Source organism: Paenibacillus sp. NPDC056579 (genome assembly GCF_042793215.1).
GTDB lineage: Bacteria > Bacillota > Bacilli > Paenibacillales > NBRC-103111 > Paenibacillus_S.
This window is the reverse complement of sequence record NZ_JBHTVD010000002.1, coordinates 967,239-984,684: the sequence shown is the minus strand read 5'-3', so window position 1 is coordinate 984,684 and position 17,446 is coordinate 967,239. Positions and strand designations below refer to the sequence as shown.

General features: G+C 49.7%; 12 protein-coding genes. 1 reads left to right on the top strand and 11 read right to left on the bottom strand.

Features of this window, described 5'->3' with window-relative positions; genetic code table 11:
• Nucleotides 1–124: 124 nt before the first annotated feature.
• Together ACFQ88_RS11820 and ACFQ88_RS11815 are read right to left on the bottom strand one after the other, a co-directional pair.
• Nucleotides 125–304, bottom strand: coding sequence for a barstar family protein (locus tag ACFQ88_RS11820; RefSeq protein ID WP_379454253.1), 180 nt, complete (start codon nt 302–304; stop codon nt 125–127).
• A gap of 121 nt (nt 305–425) precedes the next feature.
• Nucleotides 426–1,121, bottom strand: a complete 696-nt coding sequence (locus tag ACFQ88_RS11815) for a YfjL-like protein (RefSeq protein WP_379454252.1) — start codon at nt 1,119–1,121, stop codon at nt 426–428.
• A 637-nt stretch (nt 1,122–1,758) separates the two neighbouring features.
• Here ACFQ88_RS11815 and ACFQ88_RS11810 point away from each other — a divergent pair.
• Nucleotides 1,759–3,087, top strand: a complete 1,329-nt coding sequence (locus ACFQ88_RS11810; protein ID WP_379454251.1) for a hypothetical protein — start codon at nt 1,759–1,761, stop codon at nt 3,085–3,087.
• 58 nt (nt 3,088–3,145) lie between these two features.
• Here the strand turns inward: ACFQ88_RS11810 and ACFQ88_RS11805 are convergent, their stop codons facing one another.
• From ACFQ88_RS11805 to ACFQ88_RS11765, 9 genes are all read right to left on the bottom strand, one after another.
• Nucleotides 3,146–4,042: a glycoside hydrolase family 43 protein gene (locus tag ACFQ88_RS11805; protein WP_379454250.1), complete on the bottom strand. Its 897-nt coding sequence runs from the start codon at nt 4,040–4,042 to the stop codon at nt 3,146–3,148.
• A 70-nt stretch (nt 4,043–4,112) separates the two neighbouring features.
• Complete coding sequence (locus ACFQ88_RS11800; protein WP_379454249.1) at nt 4,113–5,777, bottom strand: MGH1-like glycoside hydrolase domain-containing protein; 1,665 nt, start codon at nt 5,775–5,777, stop codon at nt 4,113–4,115.
• 91 nt (nt 5,778–5,868) lie between these two features.
• On the bottom strand, nt 5,869–7,200 hold the full coding sequence (locus ACFQ88_RS11795) for an ABC transporter substrate-binding protein (protein ID WP_379454248.1): 1,332 nt from the start codon (nt 7,198–7,200) through the stop codon (nt 5,869–5,871).
• Between the two features lie 41 nt (nt 7,201–7,241).
• Entirely contained in the window at nt 7,242–8,081 is an 840-nt protein-coding gene (locus ACFQ88_RS11790; RefSeq protein ID WP_379454247.1) for a carbohydrate ABC transporter permease, read from the bottom strand.
• A 3-nt stretch (nt 8,082–8,084) separates the two neighbouring features.
• Entirely contained in the window at nt 8,085–9,011 is a 927-nt protein-coding gene (locus ACFQ88_RS11785; RefSeq protein ID WP_379454246.1) for a carbohydrate ABC transporter permease, read from the bottom strand.
• A 99-nt stretch (nt 9,012–9,110) separates the two neighbouring features.
• Entirely contained in the window at nt 9,111–10,724 is a 1,614-nt protein-coding gene (locus ACFQ88_RS11780; protein ID WP_379454245.1) for a response regulator transcription factor, read from the bottom strand.
• A complete protein-coding gene (locus ACFQ88_RS11775) occupies nt 10,721–12,529 on the bottom strand; it encodes a sensor histidine kinase (protein ID WP_379454244.1) in 1,809 nt (602 codons plus the stop codon). The genes ACFQ88_RS11780 and ACFQ88_RS11775 overlap by 4 nt, the downstream gene beginning before the upstream one ends.
• Before the next feature lie 756 nt (nt 12,530–13,285).
• Complete coding sequence (locus ACFQ88_RS11770) at nt 13,286–14,842, bottom strand: extracellular solute-binding protein (protein ID WP_379454243.1); 1,557 nt, start codon at nt 14,840–14,842, stop codon at nt 13,286–13,288.
• A 189-nt stretch (nt 14,843–15,031) separates the two neighbouring features.
• Entirely contained in the window at nt 15,032–17,392 is a 2,361-nt protein-coding gene (locus tag ACFQ88_RS11765; RefSeq protein ID WP_379454242.1) for a helix-turn-helix domain-containing protein, read from the bottom strand.
• Nucleotides 17,393–17,446 lie beyond the last annotated feature (54 nt).

The window sequence follows — 17,446 nt, the reverse complement described above, 5'->3', positions numbered from 1 at the left end:
ATGGTGGTCAATTGGATCGGAGGTAATATTCTTTTTCATCTTGGTAGAGGGTAGAAGTCACCAAACAATGTTTAGTCGCAATTTGGAAGATTATGTTTACCATTTATCCTGGTTGATAACTAATTTAAATCCTGGATTCTTTTGCCAGCTCCAAAAATGTGTCTAATAACTTTTCAGCATAGGAACCTATGTTTTCAACTGCTATTTCATAATTCTCCCATTTAATTAATAGTGGAGCTTCTAAAAAATCTGTAAAGATCCCCCACATGGAGTCTAAGTTATTTCCCCAGTATGTGTGTCCCAAATGCTCTTTCTTTACCCCAAATTTAAATTAGTCGTAATTGAAACGGCTATTGTCAAAAAAAATACCACAAGACGATGGTTACTCGTTTGTGGTTGGACATAAACACAAATCATTCAAATACCTACAACTTCTTAAAATAGTCCTTTAGATCATACTTATCATTAATATTCATAAAGTCTGTATAGTTTAATCTTAGTTTATTTTGTTTATTGAAATCTACCTTGATGATATCAAAGGTGTATCCGTATTGTTTAATGTAGTGGAAAATATCGTAGATATATGTATACTCCTGATCAATCTTTTCCACGTCTAACTCTCTACCAAAGTCGATGAAAATATATGTGCCATTCCTTAATTGACCCTTGACTTCATCATAACTTGGCGGCATGATTTTTGCGTTTGGAGAATGATTCAAACGAGGCTCATGCTGAATGACCACCTTTCCTGAAACCGTATTATCTGGAAAGGCTAAACTAAGATATGAATTCAACTCTTTATTGGCTTGATAAGCCCAATAAGTAACAAAGTAATTATCTCCTAGCTCCCTTTCATTCCCTGTAGTTTGCCATACTGCATATTTAACTTCTTTAAAATCAATTGGACTAGCGCTTAGTGAATATGTCCCTAATTCAAAACTATAATAGGGATTTGAATTAACAACCATTTCCTGAGCATACTTTTCTTCCAAGTATCTTATCACATCTTTCTTAAATTCACTTGTTCCCCAAGGTGTACCGCAAAAAACGAAATAAACCATAAGCAGTACACCAACTGCTAGCAATAAACGAATCAGGCCCATTAGACTTCTTTTTTTCAATTGTTCACCCCAAACTAAATCACAGAATATTCGATATCCCTCCTTAGTAAGAATAACATACATTTAGACAATATCATTTCAATTAAGTGATGTTCTCTACATAACGTTACAGGTTGAACAAAGCAATCAAACTTATGGTAATTTTTTATGTAAAGATAAACAGAGCAGTTTCCGCTGCTGTATGCATGGTTGTAGTATGAGAATAAAGTTGTTCTTAAAGCACAGGACAAGCTATATCAACTCATTGAAACGAGCCAAGGCGAGTCAATTTATTTCGCTCCGACATTCTAAAATAATTCCTTCTGCCCGCGACAGTAGCATAACTTATAGCTATCTTCATAGTTTTAAATTTCACTGAAGATTTCCATACCTTTCATTTTCAATTTGGCGACAATGGATTCAATATCTTAAACAGCAAATGCAATATGCCGGATACCCAAGGTATTTGCGAAAGAGAGCCTTTTTTACAATTGTTCCACGGAATTAAAATCTACTTTAACGGCTGAGTTTGCGGTAAAATAAAGTTTGTTAAAAAAAGGAAAACAAGCACTGAATAAATCATTATTGAGAGAGGCGGCAAGCAGCAACGATGCGAAAAAGAGAGGCGTTAGCTTTAGTAATCAGTTGGTTTCTGTGTATGAGTGACATAGGGTGGGTGAATAGCGCTTATGCGGAATCCAATGTCTTAGAGCTTTCTCATCCAGGTGCGGATACGATCACTTTACTAGCAGACACTTCCATTTATGATGATCAGCGGAGAGAGATAGGACTACTGGGACCACAGACGTTGAAAGTTCTGAAGACGCGCGAGGTCCGATGGGGACATGGCGAAGGCTACATAAGACCCATTTACTTAGTCTCCACATGGCTTGGTGATCGATGGATCGCTCCTAACCTGGCTTTGCTAGGGAATCCGCAGCCGTTCGTAACGAAACTTGATCTTAGTCGGATCGAACCGCTCTATAACGATCCTCTAATGACAGAGCCAACCGGCGGGCAATTGGCGCCTCAAATTGTGATCACCAAAGCAAAATGGGATGATAATTATTTGATCGAAACGAGGTCCGGGGACAAATGGATTCGTCCTATGTATTTTTTAGAAGGAGTCAGAGAGGTTCAAGAGGAAGTGGAATTGTCGGATCTCACGCCATTGATGCGATTTCCTTACGGGTTGCAAACAGGCTCCAGTCTATCTGCGCAAACTGTAAAGGTCAATGAAGTATGGCACAATTGGCATCGAACCGATTCCTGGTTAGGGCCTGTCTGGTTTAAGCTGTACGAGGCGAATGCGGTGGATGCGCATCACATTCTGGAAATTGATTTTGGTTATAGGCGCAAAGATGAGAAAGATCCTAAGCTGACGATTATGACTGTAGATGTAAAGCTTGGACCGAAGTGGCGTGAAGTCAAGGAAGCTATGCCTGTCGATTTCAAGCTCAATTGGTATAATGAAAAGGGCGAGCGAGTCGCTGCCTCTAGAACAGGTCATGCTGAGCTAAACAGTACCGAGGAGAAATCGGTTGATCTGTTGGTGGACGGCAGCTTGGATCAAGGGTATACTTACGCAACAGTGCAGATCGTTAGGATGAACGATAAAAAGAACCCTGAACTTGATGCTGCTGCAGCCATGGATATCGTCGATCCTGTGCAGCCGAAATTCCGGCTTGGAAATGTAAGTGTGAGACAGGACGGAGAATACAGCGTTATCAATGGGCAGTACGAGCTTGATGCGGAGGGAGCGAATCGAGTGAAAGGACGAATCACCCTCACGGATCAGAAGGGTCAAGTGATGGGAACGGTACCGCTTGAACTGACTACCGATGCAGCTAATGGTAAAGGGATGCCTACTGCATTCGAATGTGTCTTCTCCGGAGGGTTGAAGTACTACACCAACGTTAAGCTCGAAGTCGATTCAATCACTTCGTTGGGCGCCAACGATCGCATCCTTCCTTCAATAAACCGGTAACGAGCTCATAAAAAAAGCGCCATACCTCGGCTTCAGAGGATGGCGCCTGCTTTTAAGCTTATGACTTCTTCAATGCAAGCCTTCCGTCAACGAACGCAAGCTCAAGAAAAATTGGCCTCTCGTCCGGCGTTCGGTTCGGCGTATGAATCGTCAGCATGAGCCTTCCGTCGAAGGTGCGGAAGATCATTCCATGTCCGCCGTCACTTTGAAACAGCGGCTCTACCTCTTGAATCCACGGCCCCTCGACATGGCCGCTTACCGATTTCGCCACACCCAAGGCATAGCTTCCGTGCACAAAGCTCGCCCACAGCATGATCAGGCCGCCTTCGGCCGTACGATGGAGAAACGGACCGTCCGTCACATAGTTGGTCAGCGACTTTATTTTCTCAGACAGAGGCAGAGGCGTTGCCCAATACGCTTCCGAGGCACGGAATAGTGTAATCGGTACGCCTTGAAGCGCGCTCAGGTCTTCCTGCAGCCGCGCTGCGCAAATTTCGCCGTCGGAGATATCCTTCCACTCGTGGCAGAACACCATCCAAGGCTTTCCCGACTCGTCAATGTGCAGCGTCCCATCCAGACAATTCCACTCATAAGGCGTCACCGGACCTTCACTGTGCGGCCGGAAAGGCCCCAACAGGCTGTCCGACGTCAGCACGGCCGTCCCGAGCTTGCCGTTCGCTTTGCGTCTGAACGTAGCAAACATATAATAGCGCCCTTGATACGCGTATACTTCCGGCGCCCAGAAATTGTCCTCGGCATAGAAGCTTTCCTCCGGACGAAACACAGGAAATGGCCCTTCCCATTGCTCCAAATCGGAGCCGACATACACGTCAAATCCGGTTCCTTTGCCCCATATATTCGCATCCGTGCTGCCGAATAAATAATATTTTTGCTCGGCCTCCACCGGAACCACATAAGGGTCCCGGATTTGTATCTCGCTTGATTGTTTAAGCATGCTCGTCACACTCCTTCAGCTGTAGATGGTTCTATAAGCGCCAGGTATGTGGATCCTGGGCCCGCTGCATTCACGAATAACTAGGAGGAATGACGCCGATATCGCTGATGCGGACGAGTTCCTCCTTGCGCAGCTCCAAGATCTCGTTGCCGTTTATCCTGAACGGAAGCTCCTGTCCGTTATAATGGACATGCCCCTGGACTTGGCGCACGGTCATCCCGACAATCGCCCTCAGCTCCCCCTTGCGATCGGTCACCGCACGGACTCCGTTCGGAAACCGGAGATACGGCTCCTGCTCTCCGTCACGGTATACTTCGGAGCCGGCCCGCGTATTCACGAGCTCGTACAGCGTCCCGTCGACCCTCCGGCTGTAGGCCGTTTCTTCCGCCACCTCATGGCCATGATCCATGGCGTACGGCACCAAGCCTGTAAACCACAGCTCTCCGTCGCGCGTCGGCAAAATGCCGCAGAGCCGCTCGACATAGTCGAGCAGGCACAGCATCGCCGGCGAATAGGTTTCGGTATATCCCTCTTCCCCCGTCCAAGGACTTATCACTTGACCGAACCGGCTCATCCGCGACAAAGCCGATAAAATAGGCTGCATAATCCAGGTAAGCTCCACATAGCGTCCGTGATGCTCGAAGGCATGCGGCGTCCGGATGAGAGTCAGGAAGTTCGTCGGTCCCGCCCAGCTGTTATAGTTGGAGGACGGATCGAACCGCGGATCGTCCATCGCAATCGAGGTCAAAGGATACTTGGCGAAAAATTTCCTTGTATTGAGCAAATATTTACGCAGCACGGCGGCGAACAGCTCATGGTCTCCCACCTCGCAGGCCATCACCCGGAGCAGCACATCGGACTGGACCTTCACCGTCTGTCCATTTCGGTCTTGATCGTAGAAGAACACGTCCTCCGCATCATAGCAGTGCTCCATCAGGCTCTGCAGGCTGGCTGCCGCCTTGTCCTCCCACATGGAGCCTTCTTCTCCGAGCTCCGCGGCGATGCGCGCTAAGTAGACGCGCTGGCAGTAGACGTTCGCCGTCAAATCCGGCGCCAAGAACGGCAGGATCTGCGAATCGGGATTGCACTGCGAAGCGTCGCTCAGATGCGGCGTATCCGCCACATGCCAGAAGCGCGGCGAGCCGTCATGCCCCGTGTCGAACGTGCTGAACGCCTCGATGCACCCCGTGCCTCTCGTGTTGCGGTTCGCCATCAGCCATGCATCGTAGCGGACCATCGCTTCGTACATTTTGCGTAAAAAGGCTTTGTTCCGCCCGTTCAACCGGTAATGGTTCCAGACGCTTCTCGCGAGCGGAGTCACGAGCTGAATTTGCCGGTAGGCCGGACCATGCTCCGTTATTTTGTAAGGCATCAGCCCGTCGGCCCGCTGGTAATCGGCGAACAGCTCGTAGCTTGCTTCCGATACCGAAGGAATAAATCTCGACAGCAGCTCAGCGTTGATCGTGCCCGTGCTCTCCAGCCAGCAGCCCAGGTACACGCCGCCCTCGTGAAGGATCGGCTTGCCTCGCCCCTCCTGATCCGGCGGTACGATACAATCAATCAGCTTGCGCAGGGCGTTGTAATAAACAGCCTCAAACGACTCCGACGAAGCGGCGAATTTCACACCGGATCGCTCCCATTCCTCCATAGCCTGCCGATCGGAGGGTTTGCCCAATGCCCCCAACTTCGATTCCGTATCGATTCCTCTTAATCGCTCCAACAGCTCGCGGCTCATTCCCGATAACTCCCCTCATATCCTGCCTGGCTGCAGAAAAGCCCAGTCTGCCGTCCGACAGGCTGAGCTTGAAAACGCAGCAGGCAATGCTTTATTTATTGTTGTTGAAAATTTTCAGCGTGCCGTTGTAGAAATCTTCAACCGCCTTCTGCACCGTCTTTTTGCCGAACCAAACCTCCTGCACGGTCGTATCCGCCAGCTTCGAATATTCGGTAAAGCCCGGAGGATTGTAGCTTACTTTCACCGGCTCCTTGGTCGTTGCCTCGGAGACGCGGCTCGTATAATCATAGATGAGCTGGTCGATCGGATTCGCGTCCTTCTTCAACAGCTCGCGCATCGGCGCCGTTACCGGCACGCCGCGGTCGTTACCTAAGATCTTGGCGGCATCCGGATCGTTGATCCAGTAATTCATCAGCGTCGCGACTTCCTTCGGATGCTTCGTTTTGGCATAGCCGGACAGGCCTTGGCTTGACTCGAATACGACACCGGTACCCTTCGGTCCGCGAGGCACTTGTACGAGCGTCAGCTTATCCTTGGTCAGGTTCTGATGCGCCACCAATTGGTTGGAGGCGATCAGGTTCATGGCGACCTTGCCGGTCACGATCAGCGATTTGCTCGTATCGTTCGGCGGATTCGATACCTGCTGCTCCGGCGTGACGACACCGCCGTCCTTGCGCATTTTTTCCCAATACGCGAACCATTCTTCCGCATCCTTCTGCTCGAAGCCTAGCTTCGCATTGTCCATATCATAGAGCATTTTCCCTCGCTGCTTGAGCGATATGTCCATGCCGTCCACCGTAAAATCATAGGTACCGTAGTAGCCTTTGCCGAGCTTGTCGGCCAGCTCCTTGCTCACCTTGGCATAATCGTCCCAAGTCCAGCCGTCCTTCGGCACCGGGATGCCCGCCTTGTTGAACAAATCCGTATTGACCACGATTCCCCTTGCGTTCGCCCCTGCAGAAATATGCAGCAGCTTGCCTTTTACCGTACCGTACTCGATCATGCCCTTGTCCATGTCGTTCAGGTTCAGCTCTTTGCCGACGTACGGAGCGAGATCCAGCAGCACGCCTTTATTCGCATAATCGACCATGTTGCCGCCGAGGAAAAAGACATCCGGCGCCGTGCCGGAGGCCAGCTGCGTGTTCAGCTTATCGAAGTAGCCGGAGCTGGGCGCAAACTCGCCCACGACCTTAATGTTCGGATACTTCTCTTCGAATTTGCGCAGTGCCGCATTGGTCAGGTCGGCGCGCTTCTGATCGCCCCACCACATGATTCTGAGCTCAACCGGAGCTGATTTGTCCCCGCCGGCAGCCGGCTTGGTGTCCGTCGCCGCATTCCCTGCGCTTCCGGTTCCCGTTCCGCCGGAGCAGGCCGTAGTTAAAGTCATCAATGCGCTCATCAGTACAAAAAGGCTCTTTTTCATCGTTGCCATCCCCCTAATAAAATGCTTTTGGAAAAGTCGGTTTACTTTAAGCCCGTCGTAGCGATTCCATCGACAAAATGCTTCTGGAAAGCGAGAAAGATCGCCATGATCGGGACAAGCGACAGAACGGACATGGCGAGCAGTGCGCCCCAATCCGATTGACCGGAAGGGTCGAATAGCGACCGGATGCCGAGCTGCACGGTAAACAGCTTGATGTTGTTCAAATAAATCATCTGGCTGAAAAAGTCATCCCACGTCCAGATGAACGTGAAAATGGACGTCGTAATGAGTGCAGGTACCAGTAGCGGCAGCACAATTCGCCAGTAGATCTGGCTTGGCCCGCAGCCGTCGATCGTCGCGCTTTCATCCAGCTCCTTCGGAATGCCGCGGATAAACTGGACCATCAGCAGGATGAAGAACGAATCGTGAGCGAGCCACTTGGGCACGGTCAACGGATAGAACGTATTGATCCACTCGAACTTGTTATACAGCACATACTGCGGTACGAGCGTCACATGGTAGGGCAGCATGATCGTAACGAGCATCAGGCTGAACCACAGCTTTTTCCCGCGGAATTCGAGTCTGGCGAAGGCGAAGGCGGTTAAGGAGCAAGTAATGACGTTCCCCAGCACGGAGAGGACGGAAATTTGCAGCGAGTTGGCGAAAAAAGTCGCGAACGTCGTTCCCTGCAGTCCCTTCCAGCCGTTCACGTAATTATCCAGCGTAAAAACGGACGGCCAAAGGCTCGTATCGGTAAAAATGAGCTCATTCGGCTTGAACGAGCTGCCAAGCAGCCAGAGCACCGGATACAGCATGACAATTCCGAGCAGGATGATCACGGTATGCTTGCCGATTTTGCTAACCATCGCGGTCTGCGTCATAAGTTAGCCCCTCCCTTCCTTGCCGTCGCCATAAAACACCCAATATTTCGAGGTGACGAAGACAATCGCGGTAAACGCCGCAATGATGACCAGCATGATCCAGGCAAGTGCCGAAGCGTAGCCCATATCGAAGAATGAAAAGCCCTTCAAGTACAAGTACAGCGTATAAAATAAGGTAGAATCGAGCGGTCCCCCGCGTCCGTCCCCGATCATGAAGCCCGGGGTGAACACCTGGAACGAGTTGATGATGCTCATGACGAGATTGAAGAACAGTACCGGCGACAGCAGAGGCAGCGTAATTTTGAAGAATTGCTTGACCTTCCCCGCTCCGTCGACTTGAGCCGCTTCATACAAATCGGCGGGCACCTGCTTCAACCCGGCCAGGAAGATGACCATCGCTGACCCGAACTGCCAAACGGATAGCGTCACAATCGTGTGCAGCACGTAATTCGGATTGGCAATCCATGCCGGGCCTTGAATGCCGAGTAAGCTTAAGAAGTGGTTCAGCAGCCCGTCCCCGTCGAATATCTTTCTCCACACGATAGCAATGGCTACGCTTCCTCCAAGAAGGGAAGGTATGTAATATACCGTGCGGTAAATCCCCAGTGCCCGGATGCCTTTATTCAGCACCAGCGCCACCAGCAGGGCGAACGCAAGACGAATCGGCACGGATAGGAACACATATTGGAACGTTAGTGCCAAAGAGTGAACGAACGAGGCGTCTCCCTTGAAAATTTCCACATAATTGTCAGTTCCGATCCACCGTGGCGGAGTCAGCAGGTTGAACTTGGTCATGGATAAATACAAGGAGCCCAGCATCGGGCCGAGCGTGAGACAGAAGAAGCCGATGAGCCATGGCAGCAAAAATAAATAGGCCGTGCGGTCCTGCCGCCATAGGGAGGATTTTCGCGATTGGTGCGAGTGTTGCATGGGAGCCCCTCCTTTCAAGAATGATAGGTGACTGGGTTGTTTACTTTGTATGCGCAACCTGTAGCTTAAGCATACAAAAGAGGAGCTCCGCTATGAATTTTATTTCTTCGGGTGTTTGCTTATAAATTTTTCGGGTGGACGCTGCCGGAAGTCCGACGGAGCGATCCCATACATCCGCTTGAACTTGGAGCTGAAATAGCTCGCGTTGGAAAATCCGGTCAGCTCCGCGATATCCCAGAGGCCCAGTGTCGTTTGCTCCAGAAGCGTCACCGCCTCGGTCATCCGGACCTCCGTTAAATATTGAATAAACGTTTTACCGACCTTGGCCTTAAACAGCTCGGAAAAATACGACGCATTATAGTTGAACTTCTCTGCGAGCATGGTCAAGTTCAGATCGCACATGTAGTTTTGCCGGATGTACTGCTGCGCCGCATGAATCACGGACGACTCGGTCTGCTCCGCCCCATCCTTGGCGGTCTTGCGAATCGTCTGGGCCAGCCCGCACAAAAACCGGTGAGCCTTCTCTACATTGTTCAGCTCAAGCACCAAATCGGGGCGAAGCCACAACTGCCCGCCGCTCTCCTGGGCGACGCCGGCCGTATGCGCCTCGGACTCCAGCAGCAAATAAAGCTGAAATATCATTTTCACAAATCGCGCCTGCGATATATAAAACGCATCGTTCAGCTCCTGATGAACGGTCTGCTCGAACTGCTCCATTTCGCCGCGCTGCAAGTACCGCTGCATGCGCATGGCTTTATCCTCCGTGAGCACGGACTTGGCGGCAGAACTCTCCGGAACCGCCGTATGAGACCTGCTTTCTCCGGGCTCGGATAAATTCCAGGCAAGCAAGGCGGACAAGTAGCCTTCCTTCCACTGCCGAAAGCCGAACACCGGCTGCCCCACGCCCAAGGCAGGCTCGATGAAAAGCATCCGTTCCACACACTCGCCCAGCTCGGATACGAACGACGATATTTCCGAATCCTGGTCTGTGACAGGTACGACAAAGTGAATCAAACCGGGATACATCAGATCCCGGAATACTTGAGGCATAGAAGGATGCTGTGCTGCGAACTCCTTGCACATGAGCTCGAACGGCAGCCTCAGCTTATCGGGGGTACGCTGCGCCGGTCCTGTAAAGCTGCGCTCTCTCAAGCCCGCCGTGATGAAGCGGACGGTGAGTCCGTTCCATGACTCCAGCTCGAACACTTTGGCCCGTTCATGCATACCGAGCTCCAGCTCCCCTTTGACCATATGCATCAGGAAATGCTCCTTCATTTCTTTGTAATATTGCGAGAGCCTCCACTGGTCTTTGGCCTGCTGGTCGTGCATCCGGCGTTCATCGTCAATTTGCTGCGATAGCTTGCGAAGCGCTTCCGTCAGCTCGTCCTGGGCGACCGGCTTCAGCAAATAATCCTTGACCTGATTGCGTATGGCCGCCTTCGCGTATTGAAAATCCTCATATCCGGTAATGACGAGCAGCCGGAGACTCGGGTATTCCGCATGACAAGCATCGAGCAGCGATACGCCGTTCATCCCCGGCATATTCATGTCGGTTATGACGATATCGACAGGCTCCGCTGCCAGCCGTTCCAAAGCCTCCTCCCCATTGGACGCTTCACCGATCACGACCAAGTCCAAGCTACTCCAATCGACCTTCAGCCGAAGACCGATGCGGATTTCCGGTTCATCATCAACAATCAATACACGCTTCATTCCAGTTTCCCTCCCTCTGTCGTAGGCAAATAAAGCTCGATTACCGTTCCCTCGCCTGCTGTCGACCGAATCGCAAACGTAAAGCTGGACCCATAGTACAGCTGACATCTCGCCAAAACGTTGCGCAGCCCGATCTGCTGCGATTTGCTTTGCAAAATCTGATCGATCGGAATAGCCGCCGTCTCGGCCTGAAGCCGCTCCAGCTGCTCCTCGGCCATACCTGGACCGTTATCGGCCACGCTCAGCCGGACTCTGCCTGTTTCGTTAGCCACCTGGATCTTCACCTGTGCCGTTTGTGAGCCCTGCAGGCTGTACTTCACAGCATTTTCCACCAATGGCTGCAAAATAAACTTAACGATCTCTCTCTGCCCGGTATCCCCTTGCTCCTCTATGGTCAAATGCAGCCGGTCGCCGAATCGGATGCGAAGAATCGCCTCGTAATGGCGTAAATATTTAAGCTCCTCCGCGAGCGGAACCAGATCGTCGCTGATTCGGAGCGAGAAACGCAGCATCCTGCCGAGAGCCGTTATGACCGTCACCGTATCCTCGGTGCGCCTCTGTATCGCCAGACTGCTCATCAGCTCCAGCGTATTGAATAGAAAATGCGGGTTAATCTGCATTAGAAGCGCCTTGTACTCCGCTTGCTGACGCAGCAGCTTGAGCTCAAATTCCACTTTAATATGCTGCCGGAGCTGGCGAACCATCGTTCGAAACGTGGAGGTAACGAACTCGACCTCGCTGCCTATAACGTTACGCTCCTTCGGTATGCGGCTTTCTGCAGCGGCGAAATCTCCCTTCTGCACGTGACGCATGGCCGAGGCCAAGCGTGACAGCGGTTTCGTGATCCCGTAGGAGATCCATGTTGCCCCCACAATAGCCAAGATCAAGAGCAGCGTGGCGACCAGCATACTGAAGTCGCGAAGCTTGATCAGCTTGACGAATAAATCCTGCTCCGGCACGAGTCCGACGAGAATCCAGTTATTGAGCTGCAGCTTCTTATAGACCAAAATATCGGTTGTCCCGCGCTCGTTCTCCAAATACATGACGCCTTTCTGCTCAGCCGCGGATCGAGCTAATGTCATATTCCGGGCCAAATCAGGGTATCTATCGAATTCCTCCGTTTGGGCCAGTATCGGCCGGTCATCCTGATCCAGCAAAAAGATGGTGCCGTTCTCTCCCAGATGGATCCGGTTCAGCGGCTCAAGAAAAAAATCCGAGCTTACATTGACCTTCATGACACTTTTGGATAAGCTGGGCTCGAACGTACCAATAGGCAGCATCAGACTGACGACCTGATAGGGTCTAGCACGCCTGGTCTCGATGGGGTCGGCGTGCGCCGAATCCCAATGGTTGCCGCGTTCCGCGAAGCTTTGGTACCATTCCTCGTCTTGGAAGGCGTGGTCTACCGACACTTCGTTGCCGTCCCCGATTCGGGAGCCATCCTTGCGATAGATCGTTACCGACGAAGCGATCGAGTAATTGTTCGTTGTCTGCGTCAAAAACTGGCTCATATTCAGATTCGCCAGCATTTTCTCACCTTCCGGCAGAAGGGGATCGGACAGAGCATTATCCCATTTCTTCGTCGTATCGCTGTTGAACACGACCGACGACAGATCGTACATTTGCGATAGTGCCATCTGCACGAAGGAGCCGTATTCGTCCATTTTTTCCAATGCGGAAGACTCGATATAAGAACGGATAATGGAACGGGACTCTTGAAACAACAAATAGAACATGGTTCCGAAGGATATGACCAACAGGATGACAAAAAAGGCGATAAGCCGGTTTTTTAAGGAATAAAACATGCCGCTTTCTTCCCCTTTCCCTCGCGCGCAGCAATTGCGAGCGCTTACGTATGCCTGTCTATTATAAGGCATATTTTGTCGTTTGAGGTACTGGAGCGTTCAACCAGCAGCAAGAACAACGACTTGCTTTCTTGCGAAGCGTGTAGAGTCATGTGCTAAAATCCCTATGATACACCAAAAATAGTAACAAAAATTCCATAAAAAAAAGCAGAGTTCCCTCTGCTTCCGCTCCAGATACACATTGATTCGGTTCTCTTTTTACAAATCATAGGCACTTTCATACCCAACGTTAATTAAAAATAAGAAGTTACTGTATTTCCAAGAATAAAGTTAATTAGGAAGTAAATAAAAGGCGATACGATGGATAAAAATAACAATATAATTAATGGAACAAGACCATCTAAGCTTTGCTCATAACGGTTTCCATTTCGATTTTCCATTCTTATTTCCCCTTTTCGAGATTTTATTAGTATTAGAAAATAGAACGAATTTTCTTACTGAACCTTCGATCAATAAAATTATAGATCTGTAAAACTTCATTGCCACCCTCCAATATCTTTAATTTTAAACAGTCCATTTTGAGTCGACGGTCTAACGTATTGCCGCCTCTTCGGATAGCACCGTAATGCCCCTATAAAAAACACAAAAGCCGCGATTTACGCGGCTTTTAATGCTCTATATGACTTGAGAGAATGGATCGGAATCGTCCATTCACAAACGTATTTGTGCCGGAAAGCGATGAGCGGTACCTACCGATTATTTGGCTGTGCCTCCGCTGCGTTTTTGATACGCATCCGTCATTTCCTGGCTCATTTTCGCCAATTCTGCGTCTGTCTTCGCTTTGGCAACAAAATCGTCCCATGCGGTGATCGGCTCGCGGCCCAGGATGATTTTGGTTTTCAAATCTTGTACTTTTTTCTCAAACTCAGGCAGCAGCTTTTGTACAGTCGGCGAGTACAGTCCGATACTGATATCGGCTACGCTTGTTTTAGCACGCTCGTCTTGAATTTTCATGTATAGGTCGTTCGCTTCTTTCGGGAAGTATACCTTAGTGGAGCTCGCATAAGGATCCGCTACATAAACAATTTGGTTAAAATCAGGGCCGTTATCTTTGGCCAGCTGCTCCGTGTTGATAATTTTTTGCCCGTCCTTGACGGTGTGATCCACACCTTCGATCCCGTATTGCTGGATAGCGAATACATCATCGTTCATCCAAGTATCTACCATTTTCAGGATCCGTTTCATTTTGGCTTCTGGTACGGATTTTGGAATGGAGATCATTCCCGAGAAGCCAGGCCCCTTAGGGTTATATCCATTCATATTGGTCAGTGGATAGAAGTCCGTCGGCTTCATGTTCGGATCGATCTTTTTCATCTGCTCGTAATGGTCGTTCATCGTACCCGCTTTGTCCATAAGGATACCGGCTTTACCGCCGTTGAATAGATCGGACGCCTGCGACAGCTTCAAGGATGCGAAGTCCTCCGGAAGCAGCTTATCTTTGTACATTTTTGCCAAATATTCAATGGACTTGCGCGTTTCCGGCAGCAGCGCCGTGTTGACGATCTTCCCGTCGACCAGCTTCCATTTATCGTTCTTCACATTTGCACCGGTAAAGCTGTTCTCAATCATGGCTAGAGTACCCATATCGGCTGGCGGCGACATATAGGCGGCTAATGGAATGGTGTCGTTCTTGCCGTTTTTATCCGGATCTTTCTCCGCAAAGGCTTTCATGACTTCGTACAGTTCGTCGGTTGTAGTTGGAACCTTCATACCCACGTTGTCCAGCCAGTCCTTGCGAATAATGAAGAAGGAATCGGCTTCAGCCGGGCGCGGACGCGGAATGCCATAGTTCTTGCCGTCCTGCATTTTGGTCAGATCCCAAGCCGTCTTGGAAATCTTGGAGTTCAGGTTCGGATAATCTTTAATGAACGGAGTCAAGTCCCAGAAAGCGCCTTGGGTTACGGCATTACGAAAAACGGAGGTAAACGGATCGTTAATTGTGATCAAATCCGGAATATCTCCGGATGCCAGTGTCACGTTCAGCTTATCCGTATAGTTGTTACCGGACACCCATTGAATTTTCATTTTGGAATTCGTTGCTTTCTCAATGGCCTGCTTGATCTTGTTATCATCTGCAGCCGGAGAAGGCGTGAGCAAAATCGTCATGATACTTACTTCAAGAGGTCCTTCGTTTCCGCCTGCCGCACTGCTGCCTCCATTGATTTTGCTGCTGCATGCAGCAACGACGCTAGAGAGCGCCAGCATAAGTACCATAGAGCCCATGACCGCTTTTTTGCTTTTTCTTACTTTCATTCGTGATCCTCCCCTTGTTAGGTTATGAACATTCTTTGTATCGAACCTGGTATCGAACGCTCTGACTGAGCACAAGGTAGACATTAGTACACTCCGTCTTGATCGACAATCGTATTTTTTTGTAACCCGTTTTGGCTGTTTTTGGACTATATTGCAGCCTAAGACATCGATGCGCATGGCTGAAAACCCTTATTCCGCGCGGTTTAGCTCACGGAATTGACTCGGTGTAATACCCTCGTACTTTTTGAAGAGCCGGTTAAAATAACTGTGCTGGTAGCCTACCGCATCGGCCACTTCGTTGATTTTCATATCCGTATCGATGAGAAGCGTCTTCGCGTTATTAATCCGGATGTTCGTCAAATAATCGATGAAGTTAATCCCTGTAATCTGCTTGAACGCCCTGCTTAATGTGTAAGGACTGGTGCCGAATAAATCGGCGCACGACTCTAGCGATAACGCAGTCATATACTGCTCGCGCAAATAGATAATGACCTGCTCAATAATCTGCTTGAAGTGGTAATCCTGACGGCTGATCATTTCTTGGACGAAGACGGCGACCACTTTGTGCTGGAACCACTTAAGCATTTGCTCCGGCTCTTTAATCTGCGCAAGCTGCTCGAATAAGTTCACACTGCCGAACAGCTGCACCGGATTCATTCCTGACTGCAGTGAAGCATACCGGATACTGCCTAAGAGCTGAAGCATCCCTTGCTGAAGCATGAATTCAGTGGAGCCGTTCGCGGCTAATTCCTCCATGAACTGGCCGATCAACTCGACCGCCTCCGATTCCTGACCGTTGCGGATGGCATTAATGATTTCTTTATCCAACGTGAACGGATAGCTGCTTTCCTTAAGCGCATTCAATTTGGACAGCTGCTCTGTCTTAAGGATCTGATTCTCATCCAACAGGTCTCGATACGCCAATGCTTGCCTCACGTCCTCGAACAAATGTGGAATCTGCTTCACATGGTGAATCCATTTGCTTACCGATATCGTAACCTGCATTTTCAAAATCCGGTTGACGGCTAGAATAACCTCTTCGCAAACCTGCTCCAAATCCTCTTCCAGCCATGTAAGCGGATGCGATGACGGAAAGGACAGCAGCACTCCGATCGTAAAGTTGTGGAAATTCATGATTTCCGCTTGCTCGTAATGGTTCTTGATCAACTCATCAACAATGTTGGATGCGGCAAAAGTAACGAGGCTTTCATCTCCTTGAGAGAACCTTCCATTGAGGTTCGCAAAACCGGTTAATTGAACCATGAGCGCCACAAACTGACGATTCTCCGTTTCCCAGCCATAACGCTTCATCCGCTCTTTCATATCGTTCTCTTGCAGTGAAATCAGGTACCCCTGTGCCAGCTGCAGGAAAAATCCTTCACGCAGGAGCGGCATCTGCTCCTCCAGCTTGTGCCGCATCGTCTCGGTTTGCTGGGACATATTCTGCCAATGCTTCTCGATCAAGGCAAATTCGTCCCTCACCTCTTCGTTCTTTTCTCCGGACAGCAGCGTCAGAAGGCGCTGTACCGGATGATAGATCCGGCGGGACACGAACCACGACAGCAGCAGAGCGAAGAGCAGCCCCGTGAAACTAATGATCAAGATCCACTTAGATATGGATACAACCGGAGCGGTAATGGATGACAAAGGCGCTGCCGAAATATATACCCAAGTCTGGCCCAGACGGTTGAAATGCCCGTACGAAACCGAATACGTTACCTTCTTATAATCAAATAAAAACGATTCCGGCTTCGCATCGTTCACCGATTCCTCTCCTAGCTCTTTTTGGTGCTTCGCGTAAGCTTGTTTGAGCATCTCGTCCAATTCGGAGCCCGTCAAGCCGCTGCTTGAGAGATTCCACCCATCCTTATCATTGAACAGCATGGTTACACCCTCATCATAAGGAGTCAGGGTCTTCAGCACCTTCAGCAGGCTCTCCTGATTGAGCGTGGCGATGAGAGCACCGAAGGGCTCACTACTGTCGCCAGGAATTTTATTGATAATCGAAAGTCCTTGATTGCCCGTCTCTTCGGGATTGGGATGGGACCAAAACATGGACTTATCATGCTTGAGAATCGCTTCATAGCTTCCAATATCGGTCAAATCGCTTAGAAATCGATAACGCTCCGTCGAAAAGACGAGCGGACGCGGTTTGTCCAGGAAAAGCTCCACCTTCTGCAAAAAAGGATGCGCGCTTTCCAATGACAGAAGGGTCCGGTACATATCCTGCACCGTATCGTAGTTATAGGAGAAATTGATCGTCTTCAGCTTATCGTCGAATTTGGAATCAAACGCCCAATGAGATACCGTCATCTCTAAAAAAGCCAGCTGGTCGTCGATATTGGCGGAGCGGTTTTTGATCTGATTCTGGTGAAGCCTCTGCAGCTCCGCCTCCACATTGTTCGTCGCGACCCAGTAAATGCTGAGACCGATAATAAATCCGGGAATGCTTGCCATAATCAAAATCAATGCAAGACTCTTTCGAAAAAAGCGCTTGTTATATTTGTAATTCTGAATATAGTCGAGCGAAGCTTTGAGGATTCCAGTCAAGATGCTCACCTTCCTAAAACAATTTTTTACACGATTCGACATCGTGATCTGAAA